16 protein-coding genes and 1 tRNA gene are annotated in these 25,931 nt (G+C 64.9%); 16 read left to right on the top strand and 1 reads right to left on the bottom strand.

The genetic code is table 11. The features are described from left to right. Positions 1 to 597 precede the first annotated feature (597 nt). A complete protein-coding gene (locus tag Q0H23_RS04565) occupies positions 598 to 1,584 on the bottom strand; it encodes an ROK family protein (RefSeq protein ID WP_293836187.1) in 987 nt (328 codons plus the stop codon). Positions 1,585 to 1,756: 172 nt separating this feature from the next. On the opposite strand from Q0H23_RS04565, the gene dnaX reads away from it, so the two are divergent. The 16 genes from dnaX (at position 1,757) to mfd (ending at position 25,863) form a co-directional block, all read left to right on the top strand. After that, complete coding sequence (gene dnaX, locus Q0H23_RS04570; RefSeq protein ID WP_293836189.1) at positions 1,757 to 4,054, top strand: DNA polymerase III subunit gamma/tau; 2,298 nt, start codon at positions 1,757 to 1,759, stop codon at positions 4,052 to 4,054. Between the two features lie 82 nt (positions 4,055 to 4,136). Further along, positions 4,137 to 4,460: a YbaB/EbfC family nucleoid-associated protein gene (locus Q0H23_RS04575; protein ID WP_293814361.1), complete on the top strand. Its 324-nt coding sequence runs from the start codon at positions 4,137 to 4,139 to the stop codon at positions 4,458 to 4,460. A gap of 3 nt (positions 4,461 to 4,463) precedes the next feature. After that, the gene (gene recR, locus Q0H23_RS04580; RefSeq protein WP_293836191.1) at positions 4,464 to 5,108 is read left to right on the top strand and encodes a recombination mediator RecR; all 645 of its coding nucleotides are present in this window, start codon (positions 4,464 to 4,466) and stop codon (positions 5,106 to 5,108) included. 203 nt (positions 5,109 to 5,311) lie between these two features. Next, the gene (locus tag Q0H23_RS04585; protein ID WP_293836193.1) at positions 5,312 to 6,226 is read left to right on the top strand and encodes a hypothetical protein; all 915 of its coding nucleotides are present in this window, start codon (positions 5,312 to 5,314) and stop codon (positions 6,224 to 6,226) included. A gap of 137 nt (positions 6,227 to 6,363) precedes the next feature. After that, positions 6,364 to 6,440, top strand: a tRNA-Asp gene (locus Q0H23_RS04590). A gap of 435 nt (positions 6,441 to 6,875) precedes the next feature. Further along, positions 6,876 to 7,544, top strand: a complete 669-nt coding sequence (locus tag Q0H23_RS04595; protein WP_293836195.1) for an HAD-IB family hydrolase — start codon at positions 6,876 to 6,878, stop codon at positions 7,542 to 7,544. 2 nt (positions 7,545 to 7,546) lie between these two features. Beyond that, positions 7,547 to 8,017: an Rrf2 family transcriptional regulator gene (locus Q0H23_RS04600; RefSeq protein WP_293836197.1), complete on the top strand. Its 471-nt coding sequence runs from the start codon at positions 7,547 to 7,549 to the stop codon at positions 8,015 to 8,017. Then, on the top strand, positions 8,014 to 8,892 hold the full coding sequence (locus tag Q0H23_RS04605; protein WP_293836199.1) for an adenine glycosylase: 879 nt from the start codon (positions 8,014 to 8,016) through the stop codon (positions 8,890 to 8,892). Before Q0H23_RS04600 ends, Q0H23_RS04605 begins: the two co-directional genes overlap by 4 nt. A gap of 260 nt (positions 8,893 to 9,152) precedes the next feature. Further along, entirely contained in the window at positions 9,153 to 9,698 is a 546-nt protein-coding gene (gene rbr, locus Q0H23_RS04610; RefSeq protein ID WP_293814367.1) for a rubrerythrin, read from the top strand. Positions 9,699 to 10,402: 704 nt separating this feature from the next. Next, positions 10,403 to 12,625 (top strand): 1,4-alpha-glucan branching protein GlgB, encoded by a 2,223-nt coding sequence (glgB, locus tag Q0H23_RS04615; RefSeq protein ID WP_293836201.1) that lies wholly within the window; start codon positions 10,403 to 10,405, stop codon positions 12,623 to 12,625. A gap of 90 nt (positions 12,626 to 12,715) precedes the next feature. Next, positions 12,716 to 15,151 carry a glycogen/starch/alpha-glucan phosphorylase gene (locus Q0H23_RS04620; protein WP_293836203.1) on the top strand — a complete coding sequence of 812 codons (2,436 nt, stop codon included), beginning with the start codon at positions 12,716 to 12,718 and terminating at the stop codon, positions 15,149 to 15,151. An 84-nt stretch (positions 15,152 to 15,235) separates the two neighbouring features. Further along, positions 15,236 to 16,384: a glucose-1-phosphate adenylyltransferase gene (locus Q0H23_RS04625; protein ID WP_293814370.1), complete on the top strand. Its 1,149-nt coding sequence runs from the start codon at positions 15,236 to 15,238 to the stop codon at positions 16,382 to 16,384. A gap of 3 nt (positions 16,385 to 16,387) precedes the next feature. Further along, a complete protein-coding gene (gene glgD, locus Q0H23_RS04630) occupies positions 16,388 to 17,485 on the top strand; it encodes a glucose-1-phosphate adenylyltransferase subunit GlgD (protein ID WP_293836206.1) in 1,098 nt (365 codons plus the stop codon). After that, positions 17,485 to 18,981, top strand: a complete 1,497-nt coding sequence (gene glgA / locus Q0H23_RS04635) for a glycogen synthase GlgA (protein WP_293836208.1) — start codon at positions 17,485 to 17,487, stop codon at positions 18,979 to 18,981. The genes glgD and glgA overlap by 1 nt, the downstream gene beginning before the upstream one ends. Before the next feature lie 52 nt (positions 18,982 to 19,033). Beyond that, a complete protein-coding gene (locus Q0H23_RS04640; RefSeq protein ID WP_293836211.1) occupies positions 19,034 to 22,399 on the top strand; it encodes a 4-alpha-glucanotransferase in 3,366 nt (1,121 codons plus the stop codon). Beyond that, positions 22,399 to 25,863 carry a transcription-repair coupling factor gene (gene mfd / locus Q0H23_RS04645; protein ID WP_293836214.1) on the top strand — a complete coding sequence of 1,155 codons (3,465 nt, stop codon included), beginning with the start codon at positions 22,399 to 22,401 and terminating at the stop codon, positions 25,861 to 25,863. The genes Q0H23_RS04640 and mfd overlap by 1 nt, the downstream gene beginning before the upstream one ends. Positions 25,864 to 25,931: the final 68 nt, after the last annotated feature.

The following is a 25,931-nucleotide window of genomic DNA, read 5'->3' on the forward strand; positions in this document are numbered from 1 at the left end:
AGTGGCACATGTATGCCGCGTGGTTGCTGTGTCGTTTTGACATGCTAGAACGGCTTGCCGGATGGCTAAATTAGGTCCCGTCCCCATAGCTGTGGTAAACGTTACCGCAGCTAGAACCACAGTTCGTCGCTGTTTCCATCTGCCTTGGGCATACCTTTTGCCAGGCCAGGAATACCGTTCGCGGTGGTCAAAACCCCGGGTGTGATTCAAGCCGGGGGCGGATGTACACAATACGAGTAAAGCGCGCGTCCTCCTGAACGCTCGTCTCCCCTCCGGTCGTCGGGTAGCATGCTGGGCGCATTCAACGGCACGCCCATTAAGTTCTTCAGAGATTCTTCCAACCCCCTGTTCTCTGGGAGGACGCGCGCCGATTGGAAGATCCGGGTCACCCGCGAAGCGGGAAAAGGAGCCTTTGGCTGCCATGGCCCGGCAAGCGCCCCGGATGATCGGGGCGCTTTTTGTGCCTGAGATTCTGAATCTGTGGGTCTCGCGGGTCGATGGTTACAAGGTGCAGAGTTCGCCGAGCGATCGAGGAGCGCGGCTTGGCGTGGAACTGCGCTGCTTCATGAAGTCGCCCGCCTATGGTGAGGAGCCTGCTTACAACAGCGCGATCGCCTGGCGCGCTGCGCCGAGGAATCCGGCGTCGTTTCCCAGCGTGGCAACGCGAATGAGGGTGTCGCGGCAACCGGGGATGGCGTAGGCACGGTATTTCTCCAGGCAAACGTCACCAAACGTATCCCAGCCTCCGCACATGCCCCCGCCCAGGATGAACATCTCCGGATCCGCGATTGCCGCGATGATTGACATCGCGCGCGCGAGGTAGTCTGCGAGGCGCTCGCATGCGCGCAGGGCCTCGGGATTGTCCGCGCGCGCGGCCTCGAAGATGGCAAGTGCGTCGGTCGCGTGGGCGATCGGGACCTCGACGGCACCGGACGCTGCGCATTCCTCGCGATAGAGGCGGATGAGGCCGCGGGCGCTCGCATATTGCTCGAGGCAGCCGTGGCAGCCGCAGCCGCAGGCTTCGGGTTCGCTGGGGTTTACGTTGATGTGGCCGGCTTCCCCGCCCGCGCCGTGCGTTCCAACGACAACCTTTCCGTCAACGATGACGCCGGCGCCCACGCCCGTGCCGAGCGTAAGCATGACGGCGCTCCTGACGCCGTCGCCCGCTCCGAGCCAGGCCTCTCCAAGCGCCGCGGCGTTCGCGTCGTTGAGCGCGCGGGTGCGGGCGATGGGGAAGGCGGCCTTGAGGGTTGCGGTCAGACCGGCGAGATCAAGAACGATGTTGGGGGCCATGGCCAGCGTGCCGTCCTCGAGGACGACGCCGGGAACATCGATGCCGATGGCGCCGAGCGTCTCGGGGTCCTTTCCCGCCTCGCGCACGAGGGCGACTGCGGAGGCTGAGACCCTATCAAATGCCTCGGCATTATCAAGCTCGTCGGTTGGGACCTTCGCCGTGGCGAGGATTTTCCCGTCCCTCGTCACGATGCCCATCTTGATGCTCGTACCGCCGATGTCGAGGCCGAGGACCGCCTCGTCCGTGCCGTTCGTTGCGACCGCGTCGCATGCGCTTCCGGTGTTTGCCATGGTTCCCCCTTTGTTTGCGTTTCCGTGCAAAAGGGTACGTCTCGCGGGGCCCGCGGCGGGTGCGGATTAGGCGGGCGGTAGCGTGGGCGGAGGAGAGGCGGGCACCCCGGGTATACTGGTCTGGTCTGGCGTGGCCCGTCTCGGTCGTGCCGCTACGATTGCCGGAGGTCCCATGGAGTCGCTGTATCGCAAATATCGTCCGCAGACGTTTGAGCAGGTAGTTGGTCAGACGCACGTGGTCTCCACGCTCGAGCGCGCCGTATGCGAGGGACGCACGAGCCACGCCTACCTCTTCTGCGGCCCGCGCGGCACCGGCAAGACCACCATGGCCCGCATCCTTGCGAAGGCCCTCATGTGCGAGCAGGGCGAGGGCCACCTGCCGGATGGCACCTGCGAGGAATGCCGCCTCATCGCCGCCGGCGAGCACCCGGATGTTTACGAGCTCGACGCGGCAAGCCGCACGGGCGTCGACAACGTGCGCGAGGAGATCATCAACCGCGTCGACTACGCGCCGGTGCGTGGCCGCTACAAGGTCTACATCATCGACGAGGTCCACATGTTGACGCCTGCGGCGTTTAACGCGCTGCTCAAGACGCTCGAGGAGCCGCCGGCGCACGTCGTCTTCATCATGTGCACGACGGATCCGCAGAAGATCCTCGCCACCATTCTCTCGCGCGTCCAGCGCTTCGACTTCCACTCCATCGCGCCGGACGAGATGCGCGCTCACCTCGTTGACGTGTGCGAGAAGGAGGGCTTCACCTTCGATGACGAAGCGCTCGACATCGTTGTGCGCCATGCTCGCGGAGGCATGCGTGACGCGCTCTCCGCGCTCGAGCAACTCTCTGTCTTTGGCGCGGGAGATGTGGGTGCCGAGGCCGCGCGCGATCTTCTCGGCGAGGCGAGCGGGTCTGCCCTCTCGGGGGTGTCCCTGGCGCTCGCGAACCGCGACGTTCCCGCGCTCTTCTCCGAGGTGGCGGAGCTCGTCAACAACGGCGGAGACCTCCTGCAGTTCACGCGCGAGCTCGCGAGCCGCGTGCGCGATGCCTACGTGGTGAGCGTTGCCGGTGCCAAGCCGGGCGTGGTGAACGCGCCTGACGAGGCCTTGGCCGAGCTTGCGGAGGAGGCGGCGGCGTATGGCAGCAGCGACCGCCTCGCGCGCGTGCTTACCGTGCTCGGCGATGCGGCGAGCGAGATGCGCACAGCCGTCAACCAGCGCCTCGTTCTCGAGATCGCCCTGACGCGCTGCGCGAGGCCCGAAGGCGACCTTACGCTCGAAGCCCTTGCCGAGCGCATCGAGCGCCTCGAGCGCGGGGGAGTGGCGGTGGCCCCCGCCGTCGGTGCGTCCGCACCTGCGGTGGAGCCCGTGGTGGCGTCATCGCCCGCGCCGAGGCCCGCCCCTGCGCCTGCGGCTACGGCTGCGGCGCCGAAGCCGTTTACTCCGCCGCCCCTGCCTCGCCGCAAGCCCGCGGCGACTTCCGCTACCAACAAGTTCGCGGCGGCTCCGGCTCCCGCGCCCGCTCCGACACCGGTCAAGCCTGCGGCGGCCCCGGTTCCCGCGCCCGCGCCTGTTCCGGCGCCCGCGCCGAAGTCCGTGACTGCCCCAGCTCCCGCGCCTGCCCCGGCTCCTGCGCCCACTTCGTCGGTCGCTGCTGGCAATCTCCAGCGCATGTGGAAGGGCGTCGTTGATGGCATCGTCAAGAGCAATCCCTCGTGTGGCGGTTTGCTGCTTAACGTGACCGCGCTGTCTGATGACGGCTCGACCTTGATGCTTGGCCTGCCCGCGGGTGGTTCTTTCGTTCGCCTGATGCTTGGCCGCGCAGACGTGAAGGCGATTCTCGATGCCGCCGTGACGGCTGCCTTCGGCTCTCGCCAGATTGCGCTCGTTGGCTCCGAGGCACCTGCCGCGCCCAAGCCCGCTTCGGTTCCGGTCGCCGTTGCCACGCCCGCGCAGGCCTCTCCCGCGCCGATTGCCGCGCCGGCGCCCGCTGCTCCTGTCCAGGCACCCGCGACAGCGCCTGTTGAGAATCCCGCGCCGGTCCCGGCGCCAGCCCCCGCTCCGGCACCCGCGCCCGCTCCGGTACCCGCGCCCACGCCGGCATTCACGTCGACCCCCGTGCCCGGACCAGCGCCTGCAGCCCCCGCGCCGGCGCCCGCATTCGAGGAAGACGAGCCGCCCTATGACGACTACGTCCCCTATGACGACGAGGATACCCTCGCTCCTGGCGACGAGGATTCCGCGCCCGCGGACTTTGGCGCCGACCCGAGCGAGCCCGAGGCGCCCGCTGCCCCCGTGCCCGCGGCTACCGAGCCGGCCCCCGCGCCTGCGGCCCCCTCGCTTTCCGTTCCCCCCGCGGCTTCCGCCGCGGCGGGATCGTCTGACCCCATCACCTCCGAGGCAGAGCTTCGCTCCGCGATGATGGATATTTTCGGAGCCGGAACCAAGATCGACCATGTTGAGGGCGACGCCTAGGCCGGATGGCACGCCGGGCCCTCAGCGGGTAAAGTAGAAGAGTTACCAAAGCCGTTTTTCGGCGATAGACGAAGGAGCCCCCATGGCCCAGATGAATATGCAGCAGATGATGAAGCAGGCGCGCAAGATGCAGGAGCAGCTTGCCGCCGCGCAGGAGAAGCTCAAGGACCTCGAGGTCTCCTCCTCCACCGGTGGTGGCATGGTCAAGGTTGTCGCCACTGGCGAGATGCAGATCAAGTCCATCGAGATCAGCCCTGACGCCTGTGATCCCGAGGATGTCGAGCTTCTCCAGGATATGGTCCTCGCCGCCGTTAACGAGGCCCTTTCCAGCGCCCAGGAGGCTGCCGGCTCTCAGATGAGCGCTGCTACCGGTCTTGGTGGCATGAACATTCCGGGGCTCTTCTAACCTATGCCCTACGACCAAATCGGCGCCCAGGGAGAGCCCTTCGGTGCCTCGCGCAATGATGGCCGCGCCTTGCGCCGCCTGCTCGACGAGCTTGGCCGCCTGCCGGGCATTGGACCTAAGAGCGCCCAGCGCATTGCCTATCACATCCTCGGCACTGATGCCGAGGATGCCCGTAGGCTTGCGCAGGCGATTCTCGATGTCAAGCAGCAGGTTCACTTCTGCCCGGTCTGCTTCAGCTACGCGACGCGCGAGCGTTGCGACGTGTGCGAGGACCCGAGTCGAGACCAGACTTCGATATGCGTGGTCTCGGAGCCCCGTGACGTTTCAGCCATCGAAAGGACCGGCGCGTTCCATGGCCTGTATCACGTCCTCGGTGGCGTTATTTCGCCCATGGATAAGATCGGGCCGGAGCAGCTTCATGTGCGTGAGCTTCTCTCGCGCCTGGCGGATGGCACCGTCACCGAGGTCATCCTTGCGACGAATCCGGATGTCGAGGGCGAGACCACGGCTACGTACTTGTCGCGTACGATCAAACCGCTCGGCGTGCACGTGACGCGCCTCGCGAGCGGTCTTCCGGTTGGTGGAGACCTTGAGTATGCGGACGAGGTCACGCTGGGGCGTGCGATTGAGGCCCGCAGAGAGCTGTAGAATTTCGTCGTCAGCGGAGGCGGAGGTTTCGCCCGTCTGCCGCGCGCGACAAAGGGGGAATGGCGATGTCAGCAAAGCGCTTCAAACAGCCAGATCAGGGTCAGCCTCAGCGGGCCGCGTCCGCGTCTGGCCGGCGCCCCGTCTCTGGACACCACATGGGCGCGCATGCCGCCACGCCGCGACCGGCGGATCGGGTTCCCCCGGTGTCGGGGTATGCCGCGCCTGCACGTACTCAGGCTGCGCCCGCGCCCGCCGCGTCCCATCGACAGGGTTCTGCGCCGGCTCGCGCCAGGGGCTCCCGCTTTGCGGACGCAACCCGCGCGACTGCCTCTTCCCACCAGTTCGCCCACCTCGGGGGCACTACGGACCTTGGCGTTGCCGCCGGTCAGGTTCCCATCACCGCGTCTGACGACGGGGCCGGCTCCTATTCGGGCGACGACGCGCCGCGTCCCATTGACGTCGACCCCGCGGCAACGGGTTCCTTTAATACGATCCGTCGCGGTCAAGGTGCCGTCATCTCTACGCGCGAGACCGCAGGTCGTGCTGCCGCTGCCGCTCGCAGGTCTCTTCCCAAGGAAGCGCGCCGCGGTCAGGGCACGCGCCAGCGCTCGGCAAAGGCCCCGCTTCCGGTTCTCGTCGGCATTGGCGTCGCCGCGCTCGTGGTAGTCGTCCTTCTCGTCATGCTTGTCACGTCGCTCCTGGGTGGCTCCTCCAAGCAGGCTTCTGGTGCCGCCACGACTGCTCCCGCCGAGACGGCCGTTTCTGCGCAGGAGGGCATCGAGCTTGGGGCTTACACCTATTCCACGAGCCAAGGCGATCAAGGCTGGGAGCTTGTCCGCAGCTCGACCAGTGGGGAGACCGCGGTGGTAGCGGCACTTTCGGGCACCCCCGCCTCCGTCTGCCTATATCAGGGCACGCTTTATATTCCGGAGAACCTGCCCGATGGCACGTGGGACATCATCTGCTATCTTCCCGCCGATGGCTCAACTGCTTCCCAGCTGCTTGGCGACGACGGCCAGCCCGTCGTTGGTTCGGGCACGGTGACAAGCGCCGTGGTTCAGGGCGGGTCGCTTGCGCTTTCCGGCGATGGCGTCTCGCAATCCGTGCCTCTTAGCTAGAAGAAGCGAGCGATATCCCTGGTAGATGGCTTGCGCTGGAGTATGTTGCGTCTTTGTCAAAAACTGGCAAAGAAATTTGAAAAAGCTACTAGACAGGGCTAGAGAGTTTCCTGTACTATAGCTCTCGCACCTGACACGGGGTATTAGCTCAGCTGGTTAGAGCGCCGGCCTGTCACGTCGGAGGTCGCGGGTTCGAGCCCCGCATATCCCGCCATTGGATGTTCGAAGGGTCCTGGTTCACGCCAGGGCCCTTTTTGTTTTGGGCGAGCGGGCCTCCTCGTGCGGTGAGTCGCTCAGGCCGCGTGTCTCTTTGTTGGTCGAGTGGGCCTCTCATTCGGCAAGCCATTTAGGCCGCGTGCTCCTCTGCCCGGCCGCGCGCCGCTTTGTTGGCTGAGTGAGTCTCTCATTCGGCGAGTCACTCGAGCCGCGCATCTCTTTGTCTGGACGACCCTGTGTCATTCCGCCTCCGCCGCTGGAGCCGAGCTGCCTGCTAAACCTGCTGCTCCTTGAGGGCGAGACCACTCCCTCAGTTGCGGCGCCGTTACCAAGGACCCGCAAAACGCCATGCGACTGGTCGCATTTGCTAAAATTGCTAGGTCGCACTCACATTTCACGGGGGTGATTAATGGTGACTGCGCCGACGCAAACAATGGGCCCAGCTCGCCTCGCCGTCTTCGACTATGACGGGACGATTCTGAGCGGTCAGTCGGGCTCTCTCTTTTCGCGCTATCTGCTTTCGAACGGGCTTGTGACAAAACGCACCGCGTTGCGCCTGTTCTGGTGGGGGGTGCGCTATAAGCTTCACCTGCCATTCCGCCAGGATGAGGCTCGCGAGCTGATCTTCCGCGATCTCGGGGCCCACGGCTACGATTACGCCACGCGGGTCATGCGGGATTTCTCGCATGAGGTTCTCGAGCCGCGCGAGCGGGCTGCCGCCAAGGCGGAGATTCGTCGTCGAGCCGACGAGGGCTGCGCCACCGTGCTCGTTTCCGCGACGTTCTTCGAGATCGCCCGCCTTGCGGCAGAACGCCTGGGTATTGACGGCGTTGCCGCCACGCGCATGGAGCGCGACGCCGATGGCGCTTATACCGGCAAGGTCGAGGGCGAGGTCGTCGCGGGTGCGGGAAAGGTCCGGGCTGTCGTCGCTTGGGCAGAGGAGCGCTTCGGCCACGACTGGTCGATCGCCTACGCCTATGGCGATCACTTCACTGACGAGCCTCTGCTTGAGTTGGCGGACACGCCTTACGCGGTTTGCCCGGGGACCACGCTCTCGCGCATTGCGAAGAAGCGCGGCTGGCAGAGTTTGAACTGGAGGTAGCCTTGGACATCTCGAGAAAGACGGATTACGCCCTGCGCATGCTCGCAGAGCTCGTCCGCGAGCCTTCCGGGGTCGTTTCCGTTCGTTCCGCGGCAGACCAGAACAACGTGCCTTACTCCTTTGCGCGCTCGATTCAGCGCGACCTCGTTCAGGCTGGCGTCATAGAGAGCATTCGCGGTTCTCGTGGTGGCATGCGTCTCGTAGCTGACCCGTCGACCGTCACCCTGCTCGATGTCGTCGAGGCCGTGCAGGGCCCGCTTACGATTTCCGGCTGCGCTGCGGCTGGTCCGGATGGGGGAGAGTGCCCGCGCGCCGTCGCCTGTGGATACAATCCCATTTGGAGGGGCGCACAGGAGCTGCTCGATAGCTATCTTTCGTCGGTGACGCTTGCCGAGGCGGTTTCCGGCCGCGCGCGTCCCGTCGTGGACGTCCGCTTCACCCACCCCGGCGAGTCTGGCGTGGCGCATCGATGAGCGAGGGTATCGAAGCCTTCCGCGAACGCGTCTATCTTGCGGGCCGCGAGTTGTATCGTGATCTCCCCTGGCGTCGCACGCGTGACCCCTATGCGATTTGGGTCTCCGAGGCAATGCTTCAGCAGACGCAGGTCTCCCGCGTTGACGGGAGATGGCAGTCCTGGCTCGACCGATTCCCCTCGGTCGACGCGCTTGCCGCCGCTACCTCGGCAGACGTGCTTGCCGAGTGGCAGGGCTTGGGCTATAACCGTCGCGCCCTCGCGCTCTGGCGCGCCGCGCGGGAGATTTGCGAGCGCCACGCGGGCGTTATGCCCTACGACGAGGCCGACCTCAGGGCGCTTCCGGGGATTGGCCCCGCGACGGCTGCCGGAATTCGCGCCTTCGCGTTCGACCTGCCCGGCGTCTACCTCGAGACAAACGTGCGTGCGGTCTTTCTCCATGAGCTCTTTCCCGGCGCCGAGGACGTGCCGGATTCCGCCCTTCGGCCGCTTGTGGCTGAGGCGTGCCCTGATGACTCGCTGACAATCGCCGGTGCTGACGCGCCGTGCTCGCCACGTACCTGGTATTACGCGCTGCTCGACTACGGCGCGCACCTCAAGCGGACCTTGCCCAATCCATCCCGCCGTTCCCGCGAGAACGTGAGGCAGTCGCGTTTCGAGGGGTCGCATCGCCAGAAGCGCGCCGTCCTCGTGAGGCTGTTGCTTGCCGCGGGCGTTGAGGGGGTCTCTGCCGTCGATGCCGCTCTCGAGCTCACGGAGTTCGAGGCCAAGGCGGGGCGTGCCGCCATTTCTGAGGCTGCCGCCTTCGGCATTCTCGAGGAGCTTGCCGCCGAGGGCTTCTGCCATGAGGCGGCTCCGGGGCGCTGGGCCGTTTAGCTGCGACTTTGTCTGCGTGCCTGGCTTTATCCTCGATGTTTGGTGTCCGTGCCGCGTTGCCGGGGCGGTGTGCGGGTGCCGGGCGTTTCCGCATGCGAACGATTGTCGTCCGCATGCGCGGCCAGCTGGCGCTTTCGCGCGATGCGCGCGACGTGTTGATTGCTCGATCGTGCGTATTGCTCCCGCGCCTGGGGTAGAAGAGCTGTGGTTCGATTGGGGCGTCGCCTGGGATTGCGGCGCGCAAGAGAGAGGAAGTCGCCATGGCTACCAACTTTGCCGATTCGAAGACCAAGAAGAACCTCGAGGCCGCTTTTGCTGGCGAGTCTCAGGCGTCGATGAAGTACGGCTACTATGCCAAGGCCGCCAAGAAGGAGGGCTACGTCCAGATCGGGCAGATCTTCTCCGAGACGGCTGGCAACGAGGCTGAGCACGCCAAGCTGTGGTTCAAGTACCTGCACGATGGTGATGTGCCAGACACGCTCACCAACTTGAAGGACGCCGCCGAGGGCGAGAACGGCGAGTGGACGAGCATGTATCCCGAGTTTGCGAAGGTCGCTCGCGAGGAGGGCTTCGACGAGATTGCCGATCGCTTCGAAAGCGTTGCCGGCATCGAGCGTACGCACGAGGAGCGCTATCGCAAGCTCGCCGACCGCGTCGAGAACGGCGAGGTGTTCAAGCGCGAGGGCGTTAAGGTCTGGAAGTGCTCCAACTGCGGCTATCTGTATGAGGGTGACGCCGCACCCAAGGTTTGCCCGGTTTGCAAGCATCCGCAGGCTTACTTCGAGGAGCAGGCGACCAACTACTAGGCGCGTGGCCAAGGCCGCGTGGCGTGCAAGTAGCCGCTGACGAGATCGCAGGAGCGCGCGAGTTGCCGTGAGCGATCCCGCGGGGTGCACGAGTGAAATCGCGGCGAGACTGGCATATCCGCTGGTGATTGACAAAGAAGCGCGCACAAAGACAGGGCTCGCATAGCTCAGTCGCGCGGAGGAGCGCCCCAATTGGAGCGCTCCTCTTTTTTATGCGCCAAGTAGGGGGCTAATCGGCTACCTGTCGAGTAGACGCCTTTTTTGTCCCGCAAAAGCCGAGGTCGCTGAGAGCTCTAGAGTGGGTCTACTCGAGCTTAGGCGATTTAGCCCCCTACTTGGCGACTTTTTCGCGTCGCCGCCTCTCTCGAAAGAGCACGAACCCCTCTTTCGAAAGCAGGAGTAATATGTTTAGGTCTAAAACAACTCAAAACTAATTTCATATAACGGCAGCTCGCAGCCCTGCTTTGTGCTACACCTTAAAAATGTGCACGAATTGTGAACCGCCCATCATTGAACCACGCCCGCTTACCGACGCTTTTCACTCGCCGGCTCTCCTAGGGATGCGGGCGGGCATAAAGTGGAAGTGTCCCATCGGGCCCGGGGGCCATTTGTTCGCGAATCAGCCGGTTTTACGCCGGGGTTGCACTCGCGATATCGCCTGGCTTCGCTGGCGTGTGGGAGAGGGTTGAAGAAGGGGGACTCGAATGAAGGCAACCAAAGCCGCCGTTGATCCGGTGGCTGGCGCAAGCCTCGACATAACGTCTGACGACCTGTATTTGATGGCTGCTGGCACCTGGTATCGCAGTTATGACAAGATGGGCGCTCACCCTACCTGCGAGAATGGCGTCTCTGGCTACCGCTTTGCCGTTTGGGCCCCCGGCGTGCGATCGGTCCACGTCGTGGGTGACTTCAATGGCTGGGATACCTTGGCAAATCCGCTTTCGCCCTTGCCTACGGGCGGCGTATGGTGCGGTTTCGTGCCTGGTGTCGGCGAGGGTGAGCTATACAAGTTTGTCCTCGAGACGATGTCTGGCGAGCTGCTCTACAAGGCAGATCCCTACGCCTTCGCTGCGGAGCTCGTGCCGGGCACCGCCTCAGTCACGGCGGCGGATCCCACATATGTCTGGGGTGACGAGGAGTGGCTCGCCCACCGCTCCCAGAACGGCCACATGCATGAGCCCCTCAACATCTATGAGGTGCATCTCGGTAGCTGGAAGCGCCATGGCGACGAGCCCCAGGGCGAGCCTCGCGAGGATGGCACCTGGCCTGGCCCCATGGACGAGTTCCCCGCCCAGCGCGGCGCCTACTACTCCTATGACGACATGGCTGCCGAGCTCGTGCCCTACGTCAAGGAGATGGGCTACTCCCACGTCGAGCTCCTCCCCGTGATGGAGCATCCCTTCGATGGCTCATGGGGCTATCAGGTCACCGGTTACTATGCCCCCACCTCGCGCTTCGGTTCCCCGGAGGGCTTCATGCGCCTCGTCGACGCCTTCCATCAGGCGGGCATCGGCGTGATTCTCGACTGGGTGCCCGGCGGCTTCTGCGCGGACGCCCATGGCCTCGCGATGTTCAACGGCGGGATGCTCTACGAGCGCGAGATCCACCCCAACTGGGGCACGCACAAGTTCGACTTCGCTCGCGGCGAGGTGCGTAGCTTCCTCGTCTCCAACGCACTCTTCTGGCTCGAGCGCTTCCACGCGGACGGCATCCGCATGGATGGTGTCTCCAGCATGCTCTACCTCAACTTCGGCATCGACAATCCCGCGGAGAAGCGCCTGAACGAGAAGGGCACGGAGGAGGACCTGGATGCCTCGGCTTTCATTCGCCAGGTCAACACCGCGGTGGGCGATTACTTCCCCGGTGCGATGATGATGGCGGAGGAGTCCACCGCGTGGCCCCTCGTGACCTATCCGCCCGAGGACGGCGGCCTGGGCTTCCACTACAAGTGGGACATGGGCTGGATGAACGACACCCTGAGCTACATGCAGACGGACTTCCCCTGGCGTCCCGGCGCCCACGGCAAGCTGACGTTCTCTCTCATGTATGCCTTCAACGAGAACTTCATCTGCCCGCTCTCGCATGACGAGGTCGTCCACGGCAAGTGCTCGCTGATCACGCGTCAGCCGGGCGACCAGTGGAGGCAGTTCGCCGGTCTGAGGACGCTCGCGTTCTACCAGATGACTCACCCCGGCGCGAAACTCAACTTCATGGGCAACGAGATCGGCCAGTACATCGAGTGGCGCTACTACGAGTCCATCCAGTGGTTCCTCTCCAAGGAGTATGAGCCCCACGCGAAGCACCAGCACTTCATCGCCGCTCTCAATAAGCTCTATCTTGAGCAACCGGCGCTCTGGCGCGAGGCGTACGAGTGGCAGGGCTTCGAGTGGCTCTCGGCGGATGATGCCGAGCACTCGATTATCTCCTTCGTCCGCCGTGGCAACGAGGGCGAGGAGCTCGTTGTCGTCATCAACTTCGACGTCAACTTCCGTCCGAGCTGGCGCGTCCCCGTGCCGCGCGAGGGCGATTACGTCGAGCTCTTCAATTCGGATGCCGAGGAATTCGGTGGGTCGGGCCAGCTCAACGGCGGAACCATCCAGAGCCGTCCGGAGGACTGCGACGGGCGCCCGGATTCCGTGATCGTGAACGTGCCCCCGCTGGGCGGCATGATCTTGCGTCGCATCGGGCCGAGCACCTTCGTACCGGAGCCCAAGGAGACCGTCGAGGTCAAGCCGGCCGACAAGCGCGCCCGTCGCGCCAGTGGCCCGCTGCCCGTCAAGGGCAAGCGCGCTGCCACGCAGAAGAGCGGAAAGAACAAGAAGCGCGCGGCCGCTCCAAAGGCGTCGGGTAAGGGGAAGGGCAAGTCTGCGAAAGCAAATAAGGCCGACGCCCCTGCCAAGTCCGTAAAGGGCGCTACCATCAAATAAACGCCTGCTAACAAGCGTCTGTCGAGGCCAAGCTGGGTTGACAGACACGTAACAGCACCAGAGAAGAGTTAGATCGTTAGGAGCACGTACATGACCGACCGTATCTTCGAGAATTCCGAGGTTTTTGTCACCGAGTATCGAGACATGCTCGAGTCCCTCGTGGGCAAGGACTTCAAGGACTGCACCACGCTTGAGCAGTACCAGGCCCTGGCCCAGCTCATCGCGATGAAGGCGAACATCGAGTTCGCCACCTCGGATTCCGAGAACAAGAAGAGCAACAAGAAGAAGGTCTACTACTTCTGCCTCGAGTTCCTGCTTGGCCCCCTGCTCGATAACTACCTGCTCAACTATGGCGTCCGCGACCTGGTCAAGGACGGTCTTGCCAACATGGGCATCGACCTCGATGAACTCATCGCCCAGGAGGTCGACCCGGGCCTTGGCAACGGTGGTCTCGGCCGTCTCGCCGCGTGCTTCCTCGATTCCATGGCCGCCGAGGGCATCCTGGGCTTTGGCAACGGCATGCGCTACCACTACGGCCTCTTCCGCCAGAAGATCGTCGATGGTCGCCAGGTCGAGGTGACGGACAACTGGCTCGACAAGGGTTATCCGTGGGAGACGAAGCACCCGGAGAGCGCCGTACTCGTGCGCTTCGGTGGCGAGGTCGTCCGCCACGAGGACGAGAGCGGCAAGTTCTGGTTCACGCAGGAGGGCGGCGAGCTCATCAAGGCCGTCCCGTATGACGTGCCGGTCATCGGCTATGGCGGCAAGACCGTGAACCGTCTCCGCCTTTGGAGTGCCGAGCCCGCGCACGAGGACTTCGACCTCGACGCCTTCAACGCCGGCGACTATGCCAAGGCTGCGAAGTTCCGCACGGACGCCGAGGCCATCTCCGAGATCCTCTACCCCAATGACGCCGGCGAGCACGGCCGCATCCTGCGTCTCAAGCAGGAGTACCTGTTCGTGGCCGCGGGCCTCGCCTCGATCCTGCGCAACTACAAGTACGACCATGCGGATGCCGGCTGGGAGCGCTTCCCGGATTTCGTCGCCATCCACACGAACGATACCCACCCCGCCATGTGCGGCGCCGAGCTCATGCGCCTGCTCGTTGACGAGGAGGGCCTCGACTGGGATACCGCGTGGGACATCACCACGCGCTCCATCTCCTACACCAACCACACCGTGCTTCCCGAGGCCCTCGAGAAGTGGCCGATCGACACCTTCCAGCGCCTGCTCCCGCGCCTCTACATGTACGTCGACGAAATCAACCGCCGCTACATGGAGAGCTTCCCGCGCGACATCGACAACTGGCAGGAGAAGCTGCGCAACACCGCCATCCTGTGGGACGGCCAGGTCCGCATGGCGAACCTCTCGGTAATCTGCAGCCACAGCGTCAACGGCGTGGCCGCGCTCCACACGGAGATTCTCAAGCGCGAGACCCTGCATGACTTCTACGAGCTCATGCCCGAGAAGTTCAACAACAAGACCAACGGCATCTCGCCGCGTCGCTTCCTCGGCAACGCCAACCCGAGCCTCTCCGCCCTCATCACCTCGAAGATCGGTGACGGCTGGCTGGCGGACGCTGCCGAGCTCTCGAAGCTCTCTGCCTACTATGACGACGTCGACTTCCTCGACGCCATGAGCGCGAGCAAGCGCGAGAACAAGGTTCGTCTCGCCAAGTATGTCCTCGAGCAGACCGGCGTCGAGATCGACCCGGATTCCATCTACGACGTCCAGGTCAAGCGCTTCCACGCCTACAAGCGTCAGCTGCTCAACATCTTCAAGGTCATGAGCATCTACAACCACATGCTCGATGACCCGAGCTACAAGCCGCACAAGACGACCTTCATCATCTCCGGCAAGGCGGCGAGCGCCTACACCTTCGCCAAGGAGGTCATCCGCCTTATCAACTCGGTCGCAGACGTCATCAACAACGATGAGCGCGTCAACGAGTACATCAAGGTTGCTTTCATCCCCAACTTCGCGGTCTCGAACGCCCAGCTCATCTACCCCGCGGCCGACATCTCCGAGCAGATCAGCACCGCCGGCAAGGAGGCCTCGGGCACCTCGAACATGAAGCTCATGATGAACGGCGCCCTGACGCTCGGCACCCTCGATGGCGCCAACGTCGAGATCGCCGAGCTCGCGGGCATGGAGAACGAGAAGATCTTCGGCATGAAGGTCGAGGAGGTCGAGGCTCTGCGCGCAAGCGGCAGCTACTTCGCGCAGGACGTCCTCAACGCGGACCCGAACGGCATTGGCCGCTGTGTGCGCCAGCTGACGGACGGCACGTTCGCCCACCTCTCGGGCAATTTCGAGCAGATCAGCTCCGAGCTCATGGGCAACAACGACTACGACTTCGTGATCGCGGACTTCGCGAGCTACGTCCAGGCTTGGGAGGAGCTGACCGCCACCTACGACGACCAGCGCTCCTGGCAGCGTAGGGCCCTCCACAACATCGCGAACTCCGGTCAGTTCTCGAGCGACCGCACCATCAGGGAATACGCCTCAGAAATCTGGGGGCTCTAGGGATATACGGCCCCAATCGCCCGCACAACCTTCCGCGGGCGAAGGACCAGGCATACCAATTACGGCGTGAAGGGGGAAGGACACATGGGCAAGAAGGAAAGCATCGCGATGCTGCTTGCCGGTGGACAGGGAAGCAGGCTTCTTGCGCTCACGCGCAATATCGCCAAGCCCGCGGTCTCGTTCGGAGGCAAGTACCGCATTATCGACTTCGCGCTCTCCAACTGCGCGAACTCGGGAATCGACACGGTGGGCGTGCTGACGCAGTATCGCCCCTATCTGCTGCACTCCTACATCGGCACGGGTGCTGCGTGGAACCTCGACGCGCGTGACGGCGGCGTCTCGATTCTGCCGCCCTACGCCACCGAGACGGGCGGTAACTGGTATGCCGGCACGGCAGACGCCATCTACCAGAACCTCGGCTACATCGAGAGTTATGACCCCGAGTACGTCGTGATCCTGTCCGGCGACCACCTGTATCGCATGGACTACAGCAAGATGGTCGAGAGCCACAAGGCCAACAACGCCGACCTCACGATCTCCGTCATGCCGGTCGACTGGGCGGAGGCCTCGCGCTTCGGCATCATCACCAAGAACGAGGACGACTCGGTCGCCAAGTTCACCGAGAAGCCCAAGAAGCCGGACTCCAACCTCGCCTCGATGGGCATCTACGTCTTCAGCACCGACGTCCTGCTCCGCTCGCTCCGTGAGGACGCGCAGGACCCGCAGTCCGAGCACGACTTCGGCAACAACATCATCCCGAAGCTCCTCGCCGAGCAGGCTCGCATCTTCTGCTACGAGTTCCACGGCTTCTGGCGCGACGTCGGCACCATCTCGAGCTATCACGAGACCTCGATGGAGCTCCTCGGCCCGAACCCGGCGTTCGACCTGTATGGCAAGGAATTCCCGTTCATGACGAACGCCCCGGTGCGCCCGCCGCACTACGTGGGCCCGGATGCCGTCATCGACGACGCGATTATCGCCAACGGCTGCCGCATCGAGGGCACCGTCCGTCACTCGATCATCTCCACGGACGCGAAGGTTGGCCCACGCGCGGTCGTTGAGGACTCGGTGCTGTTCCCGGGCGCTGTCGTCAAGGAGGGCGCGCGCGTGGTTCGCGCGATTCTGGGCGAGAAGGCCGTCGTTGAGGCTGGCGTCGAGCTCGGCAGCGTTGATGTAGCGAAGGACACGGCAGTTATCGGCGACGAGGTCGTCGTGGGGAAGGGGGAGGAGTAGGCCATGGAGACCGCGGTCGGACTCATCACCACAAACTATTCCGTCAAGCACCCGAGCGTCCTCACGAAGCCGCGCCCGGCGGCGGCCGTGCCGTTCCTCGGCCGTTACCGCCTCGTCGACTTCCCGCTCTCGAACATGGTCAACTCCGGCATCGAGACCGTCGGCGTGATCATGCCCTATAACTATCGTTCGGTCGTTGACCACCTCTACACCGGTAAGGACTGGGGCCTCGATCGCAAGAAGGGCGGTCTGTTCCTCATGCCGGGCTCCGCGTTCGGCACGAGCCGCAAGGGCCCGCGCTTCCTCCTGCGCGACCTCATCGCCAACCGCGTGTTCCTCGACCGCGACAAGGCCAGCAATGTGGTCGTCTCCGCGGCGAACATCATCTATAACTACGACTACCGTGAGCTCATCCGCGTTCACAACGAGAGCGGCGCAGACATCACGCTGCTCACGAAGACCTACAGCTGCGAGGCCGAGGACGTCTCGAGCGTCTACACCGAGGACGGGCACGTCCGAGGTTTCACCTATGGCACCCGTTACGGCGACGAGGGCTTCCTTGACTGCTTCGTGGTTAAGCGCGAGAAGCTCATCGAGCTCATCGAGCGCTATGCCAACGTCGACTATCTCGACCTGTTCGAGGCCATCGAGCCGGATCTCCCGCAGCTTGACGTTCGTGCGCACAGGGTCGACATGTACACGGGCACGGTTTTCGACGCGCGCATGTATGCCAAGCGTAGCCACGAGATGCTCGACTCCAACGTCACCGCCGAGCTCTTCCCGCCTGATCGTCCGATCATGACGAAGGCTCACGATAACCCGCCCGCGAAGTATGAGAGCGGCGCCCGCGTCACTAACTCCATTGTCTCGGGAGGTTGCCGCATCCAGGGCACCGTCGCGGACTCGATTCTGTCTCGTCACGTTGTCATCGAGCCCGGCGCCTCCGTGCGCGACTGTGTCATCATGAATGACTGCGTCATCAAGCGCGGCGCTCGCCTCGAGCACGCGATCATCGACCGCGGAAACGTCATCACGGCTGGCACCGAGCTTCGCGGCACGCCTGAGACCGTTCTCGTGAAGGAGAAGGGCGGCGAGAGGTAGTGAGTGGCCGAACCCGCAGGAAGCTTCGCGTGGTCTTCTGCGCCTCCGAGGCCGCCCCGTTCGTGAAGACGGGCGGCCTGGGCGACGTCGCCGGCTCGCTCCCCCACGAGCTCCGTCGCTGCGGTAGCAAGGTCAGCGTGATCCTGCCCAAGTACCGCCGTATCCCGGCGGAGTATCGCAACAAGATGAACCACGTGGCCGATTTCTGGATGAACCTGGGCTGGCGTAACGTCTGGTGCGGCGTCGACCACCTCAACTATCACAGCATCGACTACTACTTCATTGATAACGAGGACTACTTCGGTCGCGATACCATCTACGGCGACTTCGACGATGGCGAGCGCTTCGCGTTCTTCTCGAAGGCCATTACGGAGTGCCTGGGTCGCGTGCCGGAGCTTGCCGGGACCGACATCCTCCACTGCAACGACTGGCAGACGGCGCTCTCGTGCGTGTTCCTCCGCGAGTTCTACAAGGGCCTTCCCGGATACGACAACGTCAAGACGGTGTTCTCTATCCATAACGTGAAGTTCCAGGGTCAGTATGGCGACGAGGTCATGAGCGACATCTGCGGCCTTGCGGACACCGCTGCCGCCGGCCAGATGTACACGGCCCCGAAGACCATCAACTTCATGAAGGGGGCGCTCCTCTACGCGGACACCATCACCACGGTAAGCCCGACTTACGCCGAGGAGCTCAAGACCCCGTTCTATGGCGAGGGCCTCGACGACATCTTCCGCGATCGTGCCTGGAAGCTGCATGGCATCCTGAACGGTATCGACACGCAGGAGTACGACCCCAGGACTGACTCCGGCATTGCCAGCCACTACTCCGTAGACGACCTCTCCGGCAAGGCCGCTTGCAAGGCGGCGCTGCAGGAGGAGCTCGGCCTCGAGGTCGATCCGAGCCGTCCGCTCGCCGTCATGGTGAGCCGCCTCACCAAGCAGAAGGGCTGCGACCTGGTCCAGTACGCACTGGGTCAGCTGCTCGACCGCTCGGTCCAGGTCGCCGTGCTTGGCACCGGCGAGAGCCAGTACGAGGATTCCCTCCGCTACTTCGACTGGAAGTACAAGGGGCAGATGTGCGCTCGCATCGACTTCGACTCGAAGCTGTCGCATCGCATGTATGCGGGCGCGGACCTGTTCCTGATGCCCAGCCAGTTCGAGCCGTGCGGCCTGTCGCAGATGATCTCGATGCGCTACGGCACCCTGCCGGTGGTTCGCGAGACCGGCGGCCTCAAGGATTCCGTCGTGCCGTACAACAAGTTCACGGGCGAGGGGACCGGTTTCTCGTTTGCGAACTTCAATGGCGATGAGTTCGCTGCGACGGTTTTGAACGCCTGTGAGGTATTCTGGACTGACAAGGATGCCTGGGAGGGTCTCATGCGCAATGCCATGGGGGCCGATTTCGGCTGGCGCCGCGCTGCCAACCAGTATCTGGATGCCTACCATGACCTCCATCCCGAGGTGATTCCTTACAACAAGAAGCGGAACCGGTAGAGCCCGTCGCCTGCGGAGCTCCCGGTGACCGCAGGACGGATGGGATAGAGACATGTGGGCATATCACGACAGTCGTGACAGCCGCTATAGGATTCCGTTCGGTGCCGCCCCCGCGGGCGGCACCGTCACGCTTGGCCTCTCCATCGGCGGAGACTCTGGCGCGCATGTGGCACTGCGCACGTGGGTTGACGGCGAGGGTGAGGCCTTCGTTCCCATGACGGGCGAGCCCGAAGGCGATCACCTGCGCTTTTCGTGCGAGTTCACGCGTGAGAGCCCTGCGATCGTGTGGTACTCCTTCGTGATCGAGCGCTCTGACGGCAGGGTGTTGCGCTATGGCGCGCGCGATGGTCACACCGGCGGTGAGGGCATGCTCTGCGAGTGGCAGCCCTCATCCTTCCAACTCACGGTCTATCGCCCGCGTGAGGTCAAGCCGGAATGGTTTACCTCGGGCATCGTCTACCAAATCTTCCCGGACCGCTATCGCCGCGGAAACGACTGGCGTGAGCGAGCCCGGGCGGCAGGCCACCTCCATGGGAACGACTCCGCGGATGGCATCCCCGGTCCCAGGCGTCGCGTGGTCGAGGACTGGGACACGGACCCGTCCTACGAGAAGGACGCCGATGGCCGCGTCGTGGCGTGGGACTTCTACGGCGGCACGCTCGAGGGCATCAGAGGAGACCTACGCCGTCTCGCCGACATGGGCGTGACCGTCATCTATCTGAACCCGATCTTCGAGGCTCGCAGCAGCCATCGCTATGACACGGCTGACTTCATGCGCGTCGACGCGATGCTTGGTGACGAAGAGGGATTCTCCAGGCTCTGCCGCGAAGCGGGAGAGCTCGGCATCTCGATCGTCCTTGACGGCGTCTTCAATCATGTGGGCGCGGATAGCCGCTACTTCAACCGCTACGAGACCTATCCCGAGCCAGGCGCCTGGCAGGCCCACGAGGCGGAGGTTGCTGCTGGTGGCCCGGAGGCGGGCGAAGCCACCTGTCCCTATGCGGACTGGTTCACCTTCAACGACGACGGTACCTACGAGGCTTGGTGGGGTGTCGACGACCTGCCTGCCGTGAACGAGACGAACCCTGGCTACCAGAACTTCATCACGGGGCCCGAGGGCGTCGTGCGCCACTGGCTCGCCGCTGGCGCGCGCGGCTGGCGCCTCGACGTGGCGGACGAGCTGCCGGACGAGTTCATCGAGGACATCAAGACGGCTGCCCTCGCGGAGCGCCCAGACGCACTCGTCCTGGGCGAGGTCTGGGAAGACGCGTCGAACAAGATCAGCTATGGCAAGCTGCGTCGCTACCTGCTGGGTTCCGAACTCGACAGCGCGATGAACTATCCGTTCCGCACGGCGGTGCTCGATTTTCTTCTCGGCAACGTCAGCGCGGCGGATGCGGCGGAGAGCCTCATGCAGATCGCGGAGAACTATCCGCCCGAGGCCATGGCTGCCGCGCTGAACCTGCTCTCGAGCCATGACCGCCCGCGTCTCATGAGCGTGCTGGGTGGCGCGCTCGACCATCCTGACTGGCAGCCTTGGCCCGATGATTTCCCCGGGCGCCTGACGGAGGCGCGCCGCGGCCTTGCCAAGGGCCGCTTTTGGCTCGCGACGCTCCTCCAGATGACCTACCAGGGCGTTCCCAGCATCTACTACGGTGACGAGCGTGGTATGGAAGGTCTCTGCGACCCGTGCAACCGCGGCCCCTATCCGTGGGACGGTGGCGACGCGGATTGCCAGGTGATATATCGCAACACCACCCAGCTGAGGCGCGCCCTGCCCGTGCTCACGGATGGCATCGTGAGGCCCATCAACTGCGGCGACGATGTTCTTGGCTGGTGGCGTCTGCCTGCTGGCGCGAGCCTCGCTCCGCATGATGCGTCCGATGGCCCGAGCGTTTGCGTCCTCGTGAACAGGAGCCTTTCTGAGTCAAGGTACGCCTCCATTCCCAGCCGCGGCGAGCGTGCTGTTGACCTTATCGGCGGCATGGAGCTCAGGCGCGAGGGCGAGGCAGTCTCGTTTACGTTGCCGCCCCTTGGCAGCGCCGTGGTCTATTTTGATGACGAGAAGACCTTGGCTAGGCCTATGGACGCCGGCTGCGGCGTGGTTTGCCACGTCACGAGCATCCCCAACGGCGACAAGCCCGGTACGCTGGGCGCCCCCGCTCGCGCCTTCGTCGATTGGCTAGCGTCCTGCGGGCAGCGCTATTGGCAGATCCTCCCCGTGAACCCCACGGACATGTACGGCTCGCCCTATGCGGGGTCCTCGGTCTTCGCCGGAAACGAGCGCTTGCTCGAACCGGATGGGGACGAGCTCAGGCGTCGCTTCGAGGCGTTCGAGCCCGATGCCGCGTTCCGCGAGTTCGTGCAGATCAACAATGACTGGCTCGAGCCCTACTGCTGCTTCGCCGCTATCGCCGAGGTGCTTGGCACGGAGGAGTGGCAGACCTGGCCGGAGGAGCTGCGCCACTATACGCCGGAGCTTGCGGATGACCCGCGCTTCAGTGCCGGCGTCGCATTCCATCGCTTCGCGCAGTGGGAGTTCGAGTGGGAGTGGATGGATCTGCGCGCCTACGCGAACGCCCGAGGCATCGAGGTCATCGGTGACATTCCCATGTACGTCGCCTCCTCCTCCGCTGACGTCTGGGCGCATCCCGAGCAGTTCCGTCTCGACGCGGACGGCGCGGCGGAGCTCCAGGCCGGCACCCCGCCGGATCAGTTCGCCGAGGAGGGCCAGCTCTGGGGCAATCCCTGTTACCGCTGGGACGCGATGCGCGCCGACGGCTACGCCTGGTGGATGCGCCGCCTCGCGCGCACCTTCGGTCTCTATGACGTGACGCGCCTCGACCACTTCCTGGGCTTCGAGAACTACTACGGCGTGCCCGCTGGCAAGGGGGCCCGTAGCGGCTCGTGGCTCGCGGGCCCGGGCGTCGACCTCTTCGCCCACGCCAACTCGCTGCTGGGACCGCTGCCGATCCTCGCCGAGGACCTCGGCTCGATCACGCCCGCCACGCGCGCCCTCCTTGCGCAGGTGGGTTGTCCGGGCATGGACGTTCTCCTCTTCGCCGACGGCGACGTGAGGGACGGCTGGCATCCGCACGCGGACAAGGTCGCCTATACCTCCACGCATGACACCTCCACGCTCGTGGGTTGGTGCGAGCAGAGGTTCGGCCTTGCCGAGGGTGACGCCCGCGATCTCGCCCGTCGTCTCATGCGCGACGCCTACTCGGGTGCCTCTCGCGTGGTCATGTGCACGCTGCAGGATGCGGCGTTGCTCGGCGACGAGGCCCGCATGAACGTGCCCGGCGTCGCGGGCGGCAACTGGAGCTGGCGCGCCACCGAGGCGGACCTCGACGCCGCCGCACCGCATCTTCGCGAGCTCGCCGCGCTGCGTCCCGAGCGCAAGGAGGACGGTCGCTAGTGCTTATCAACAGAGTCTCTCGACAGCTTCTTTCCGCGCCGGAACTCCTCCCGGCGCTCTCCGAGCTCCGAGCCGGAAACGACGCCACGCTGGCGGTTTCCCAGAGCGCCCGCCCGCTCGTGCTGGCGAGCGTCTGGGCGGCTGACCCGCGTCCATGCCTGTTCGTGGTTTCTGGCGAGGAGGCGGCGGACCGCGCGGCAAAGGCCCTCTCGGCATGGCTCGGCGGAGACGTCGTCTGCCGCTATCCCGAGCGTCGCGACCTCCCCTGGAAGGCGGAGACGCCGGATTGGTCTGTTGTTGGCGCTCGTTGCGAGGCGATTGGGCGCCTGGCGACAGGCGATCCCTGCCTCGTCGTGGCGAGCGCCCGCTCGCTGCTTCGCCGCGTGCCGCCCGTGGGGTCTGGCTACTGGGCGAGCAGCACCTTCTCGGTGGGCGACGAGGTTCCCTTCGAGGAGGTTGGGTCCCTGCTCGTGGGCCTCGGCTACTCCGATCCGGGCGAGCTCGACGGCCCCGGCACCTTCCACATCCATGGCGATTCGGTTGACATCCACCCCGCCCAGATGGGCACGCCGGTGCGTATCGAGTTCTTCGGCGACGAGGTCGATCGCGTGAGGCGCATGGTCGCCTCCACCGGACAGACCATCGGCGACCTCGACAGCGTGACCGTGCGCCCCTGCCGCGAGCTGGCGCTCACGGACGAGACGGTCGCTCGCGCGCGCAAGGCCCTCTGGGCGGATGCCCAGGCGAGCACCAAGGTCGCCGCCGACCTCGAGCTCATCGAGGCACGAAGCGCGGACCCCACGCTCGAGCGCTACCTCGCCGCCCTCTATGGCAAGACGGCGAGCCCTCTCGAGCACGTCTGCGAGAGCGCACTCATGTGCTTCGCCGAGCCGCGCGCCCTCTTTGACGACTGCGTGCGCGCGTCAGACGAGGTGACCCAGCTTGCGAGTAACGCCGGAGAGGAGACGGTGGGCCTCTACACCGCCCCTCGCGACCTCGACTTCGGCCGCCAGCAGCGGCTTTCGTTCGCAAGCATGTTGCGCGTGGGCTCCCAGGTCACCGCGGAGCTGCCCGTGAGGCAGCCGAGCATCGCCGGCTCCGACACGCGCCTGCTCGGTCGCGTCCGCCAGCTTCTAAACGATGGCGCTTCCGTGCTGTTCGCCGTGCCTGACCGCGCGGCGCGCGAGCACCTCGAGCTCACCTTTGGCGACGAGCGCGTCACCTTTGGCGAGGCGCTGGGCTCCGCTCCGGAGAATAGCGTGCCGGTGATGGACCCGACCGCGAACGATCTCGCGAGCGCGCCGGACCTCCCGCGTGGCCAGGTGACCTTCACGGACCTGCCCGTGCCCGCCGGCGTCATCGTGCCGTCGGCGCGTCTCGCGATCCTCTCCGTGGGCGACCTCGCGATTCACTCCGCCAAGCGCAAGACGCGTCGCCGCGTCGATCCCACGAGCGTGACCTTCCCGTTCAAGCCCGGAGACTACGTCGTCCACGCCACGCATGGCATCGCGCTCTTCTCCGACATCGTGCGCCAGGAGGTCGCCGGCAAGGAACGCGACTACTTCCTGCTCGAGTACTCCGGTGGAGACAAGCTCTTCGTCCCGCTTGAGCAAGTCGATCGCATCACGCGCTACGTCGGCCCGGATGGCTCCGCGCCGCGCCTCACGCGCCTCAACACCGCGGACTGGAGCCGTGCCACCGGCAAGGCTCGCAAGAACGCCCGTCGCCTCGCCTTCGACCTCGTTGACCTCTACACGCGACGTGCGAGCGTCCAGGGCTATGCCTTCGCGCCGGACACGCCCGAGCAGCAGGACATGGAGGCGGAGTTCCCCTACCAGCTCACGCAGGACCAGGCCTCCGCCGTGGCGGACATCAAGTCCGATATGGAGACCGCCCGCCCGATGGACCGCCTGCTCTGCGGTGACGTGGGCTTCGGCAAGACGGAGGTGGCCCTGCGCGCCGCATTCAAGTGCGTCGCCGAGGGCCGCCAGGTCATGGTGCTCTGCCCCACGACGATTCTCGCCCAGCAGCACTTCGAGACGTTCTTCAACCGCTTCGCGCCGTTCGACTTCGAGGTCGACGTGCTCTCGCGCTTCCGCACGCCCAAGCAGCAGAGGCTTGCCCTCGAGGGCTTCGCGAGCGGCAAGGTGAGCGTCCTCGTGGGCACCCACCGCCTGCTTTCCGCGGACGTGAACCCGCACGACCTGGGTCTCGTCATCATCGACGAGGAGCAGCGCTTCGGCGTCCAGCACAAGGAGCAGCTCAAGAACATGCGCGAACAGGTCGACGTGCTCACGCTCTCCGCCACGCCCATCCCGCGCACCATGCAGATGGCGATGAGCGGCGTGCGCGACATGAGCCTGATCATGACGCCGCCGCCGGGGCGTCTCCCCGTCAAGGTGACGGTGGGGGAGTATGACCCGGACATCGTCTCCGCCGCCATTCGCGCGGAGATTGCCCGTGATGGCCAGGTCTACTACGTCTCCAACCGTGTGAAGACCATCGACGAGGCCGAGGCTCGCGTGCTCGAGGCCGCGCCCGAGGCCCGCGTGGGCGTGGCGCACGGCAAGATGAGCGCCAAGCAGGTCGAGGACATGATGATGAAGTTCCAGCGCGGCGAGATCGACGTGCTGGTGGCGACCACCATCATCGAGAGCGGCATCGACAACCCTCACAGCAATACCCTCATCATCGAGGATTCCCAGCGCCTGGGCCTGGCGCAGCTCTACCAGCTCAAGGGCCGCGTCGGCCGCGGCCGCATCCAGGCGTACGCCTACTTCATGTTCCCCGGCGAGCGTCCGCTCACGCCCGAGGCGACGGACCGCCTCATGGCGATTAACGAGTACCAGGAGCTTGGCAGTGGTATGCGCGTCGCCATGCGCGACCTCGAGATTCGTGGTGCCGGTTCGCTCGTGGGAGCGGAGCAGCACGGCAACCTCTCGAGCGTCGGCTTCGACCTCTTCACCCAGATGCTTGGCGAGGCCGTCGCTGAGGCGAAGGGCGAGGCGGGCGGCGAGCTTGCGCAGAGCGAAGTCAACATCAACCTTTCCGCGGACTTCTACCTCGCGGAAGAGTACCTGCCCGAGGTCGACAAGCGCGTCCTGGTGTACCGCAAGCTCGCGGGCGCCGTGGATCTTGCCGAGGTCGACGCTCTCGAGCAGGAGTGCGAGCGCGACTTTGGTGCGATGCCTGCCGCCGCGAAGAACCTATTCGACCGCGCGCGCATCCGCATCCGCGCCCAGCGCCTGGGCGTCACGAGCGTCACGCTTACGAGTGGGCGCATCATCTACCTGGGCCTCAAGTGCTCTCGCGACCTCACGCTCAAGTTCAAGGCGCGCGGGGCGATCGTCTATCCCAAGACCGAGAAGGTCGCCTATCCCTTCAAGCGCGGTGCCGAGGACCTCGTCGCCTGCGCCTTGGCCGTGCTCGAGGAGGCCGGCGGCGACGATGAGCCAGAAGAATAACCGCTGGTGAGGACTCTGGCGCCATACCGTAGTCCCACCAAGAGTCATCCCTTCGAACGAACGGAGAA

It is taken from the genome of uncultured Parolsenella sp. (genome assembly GCF_934660935.1).
Classification (GTDB): Bacteria; Actinomycetota; Coriobacteriia; order Coriobacteriales; family Atopobiaceae; genus Parolsenella.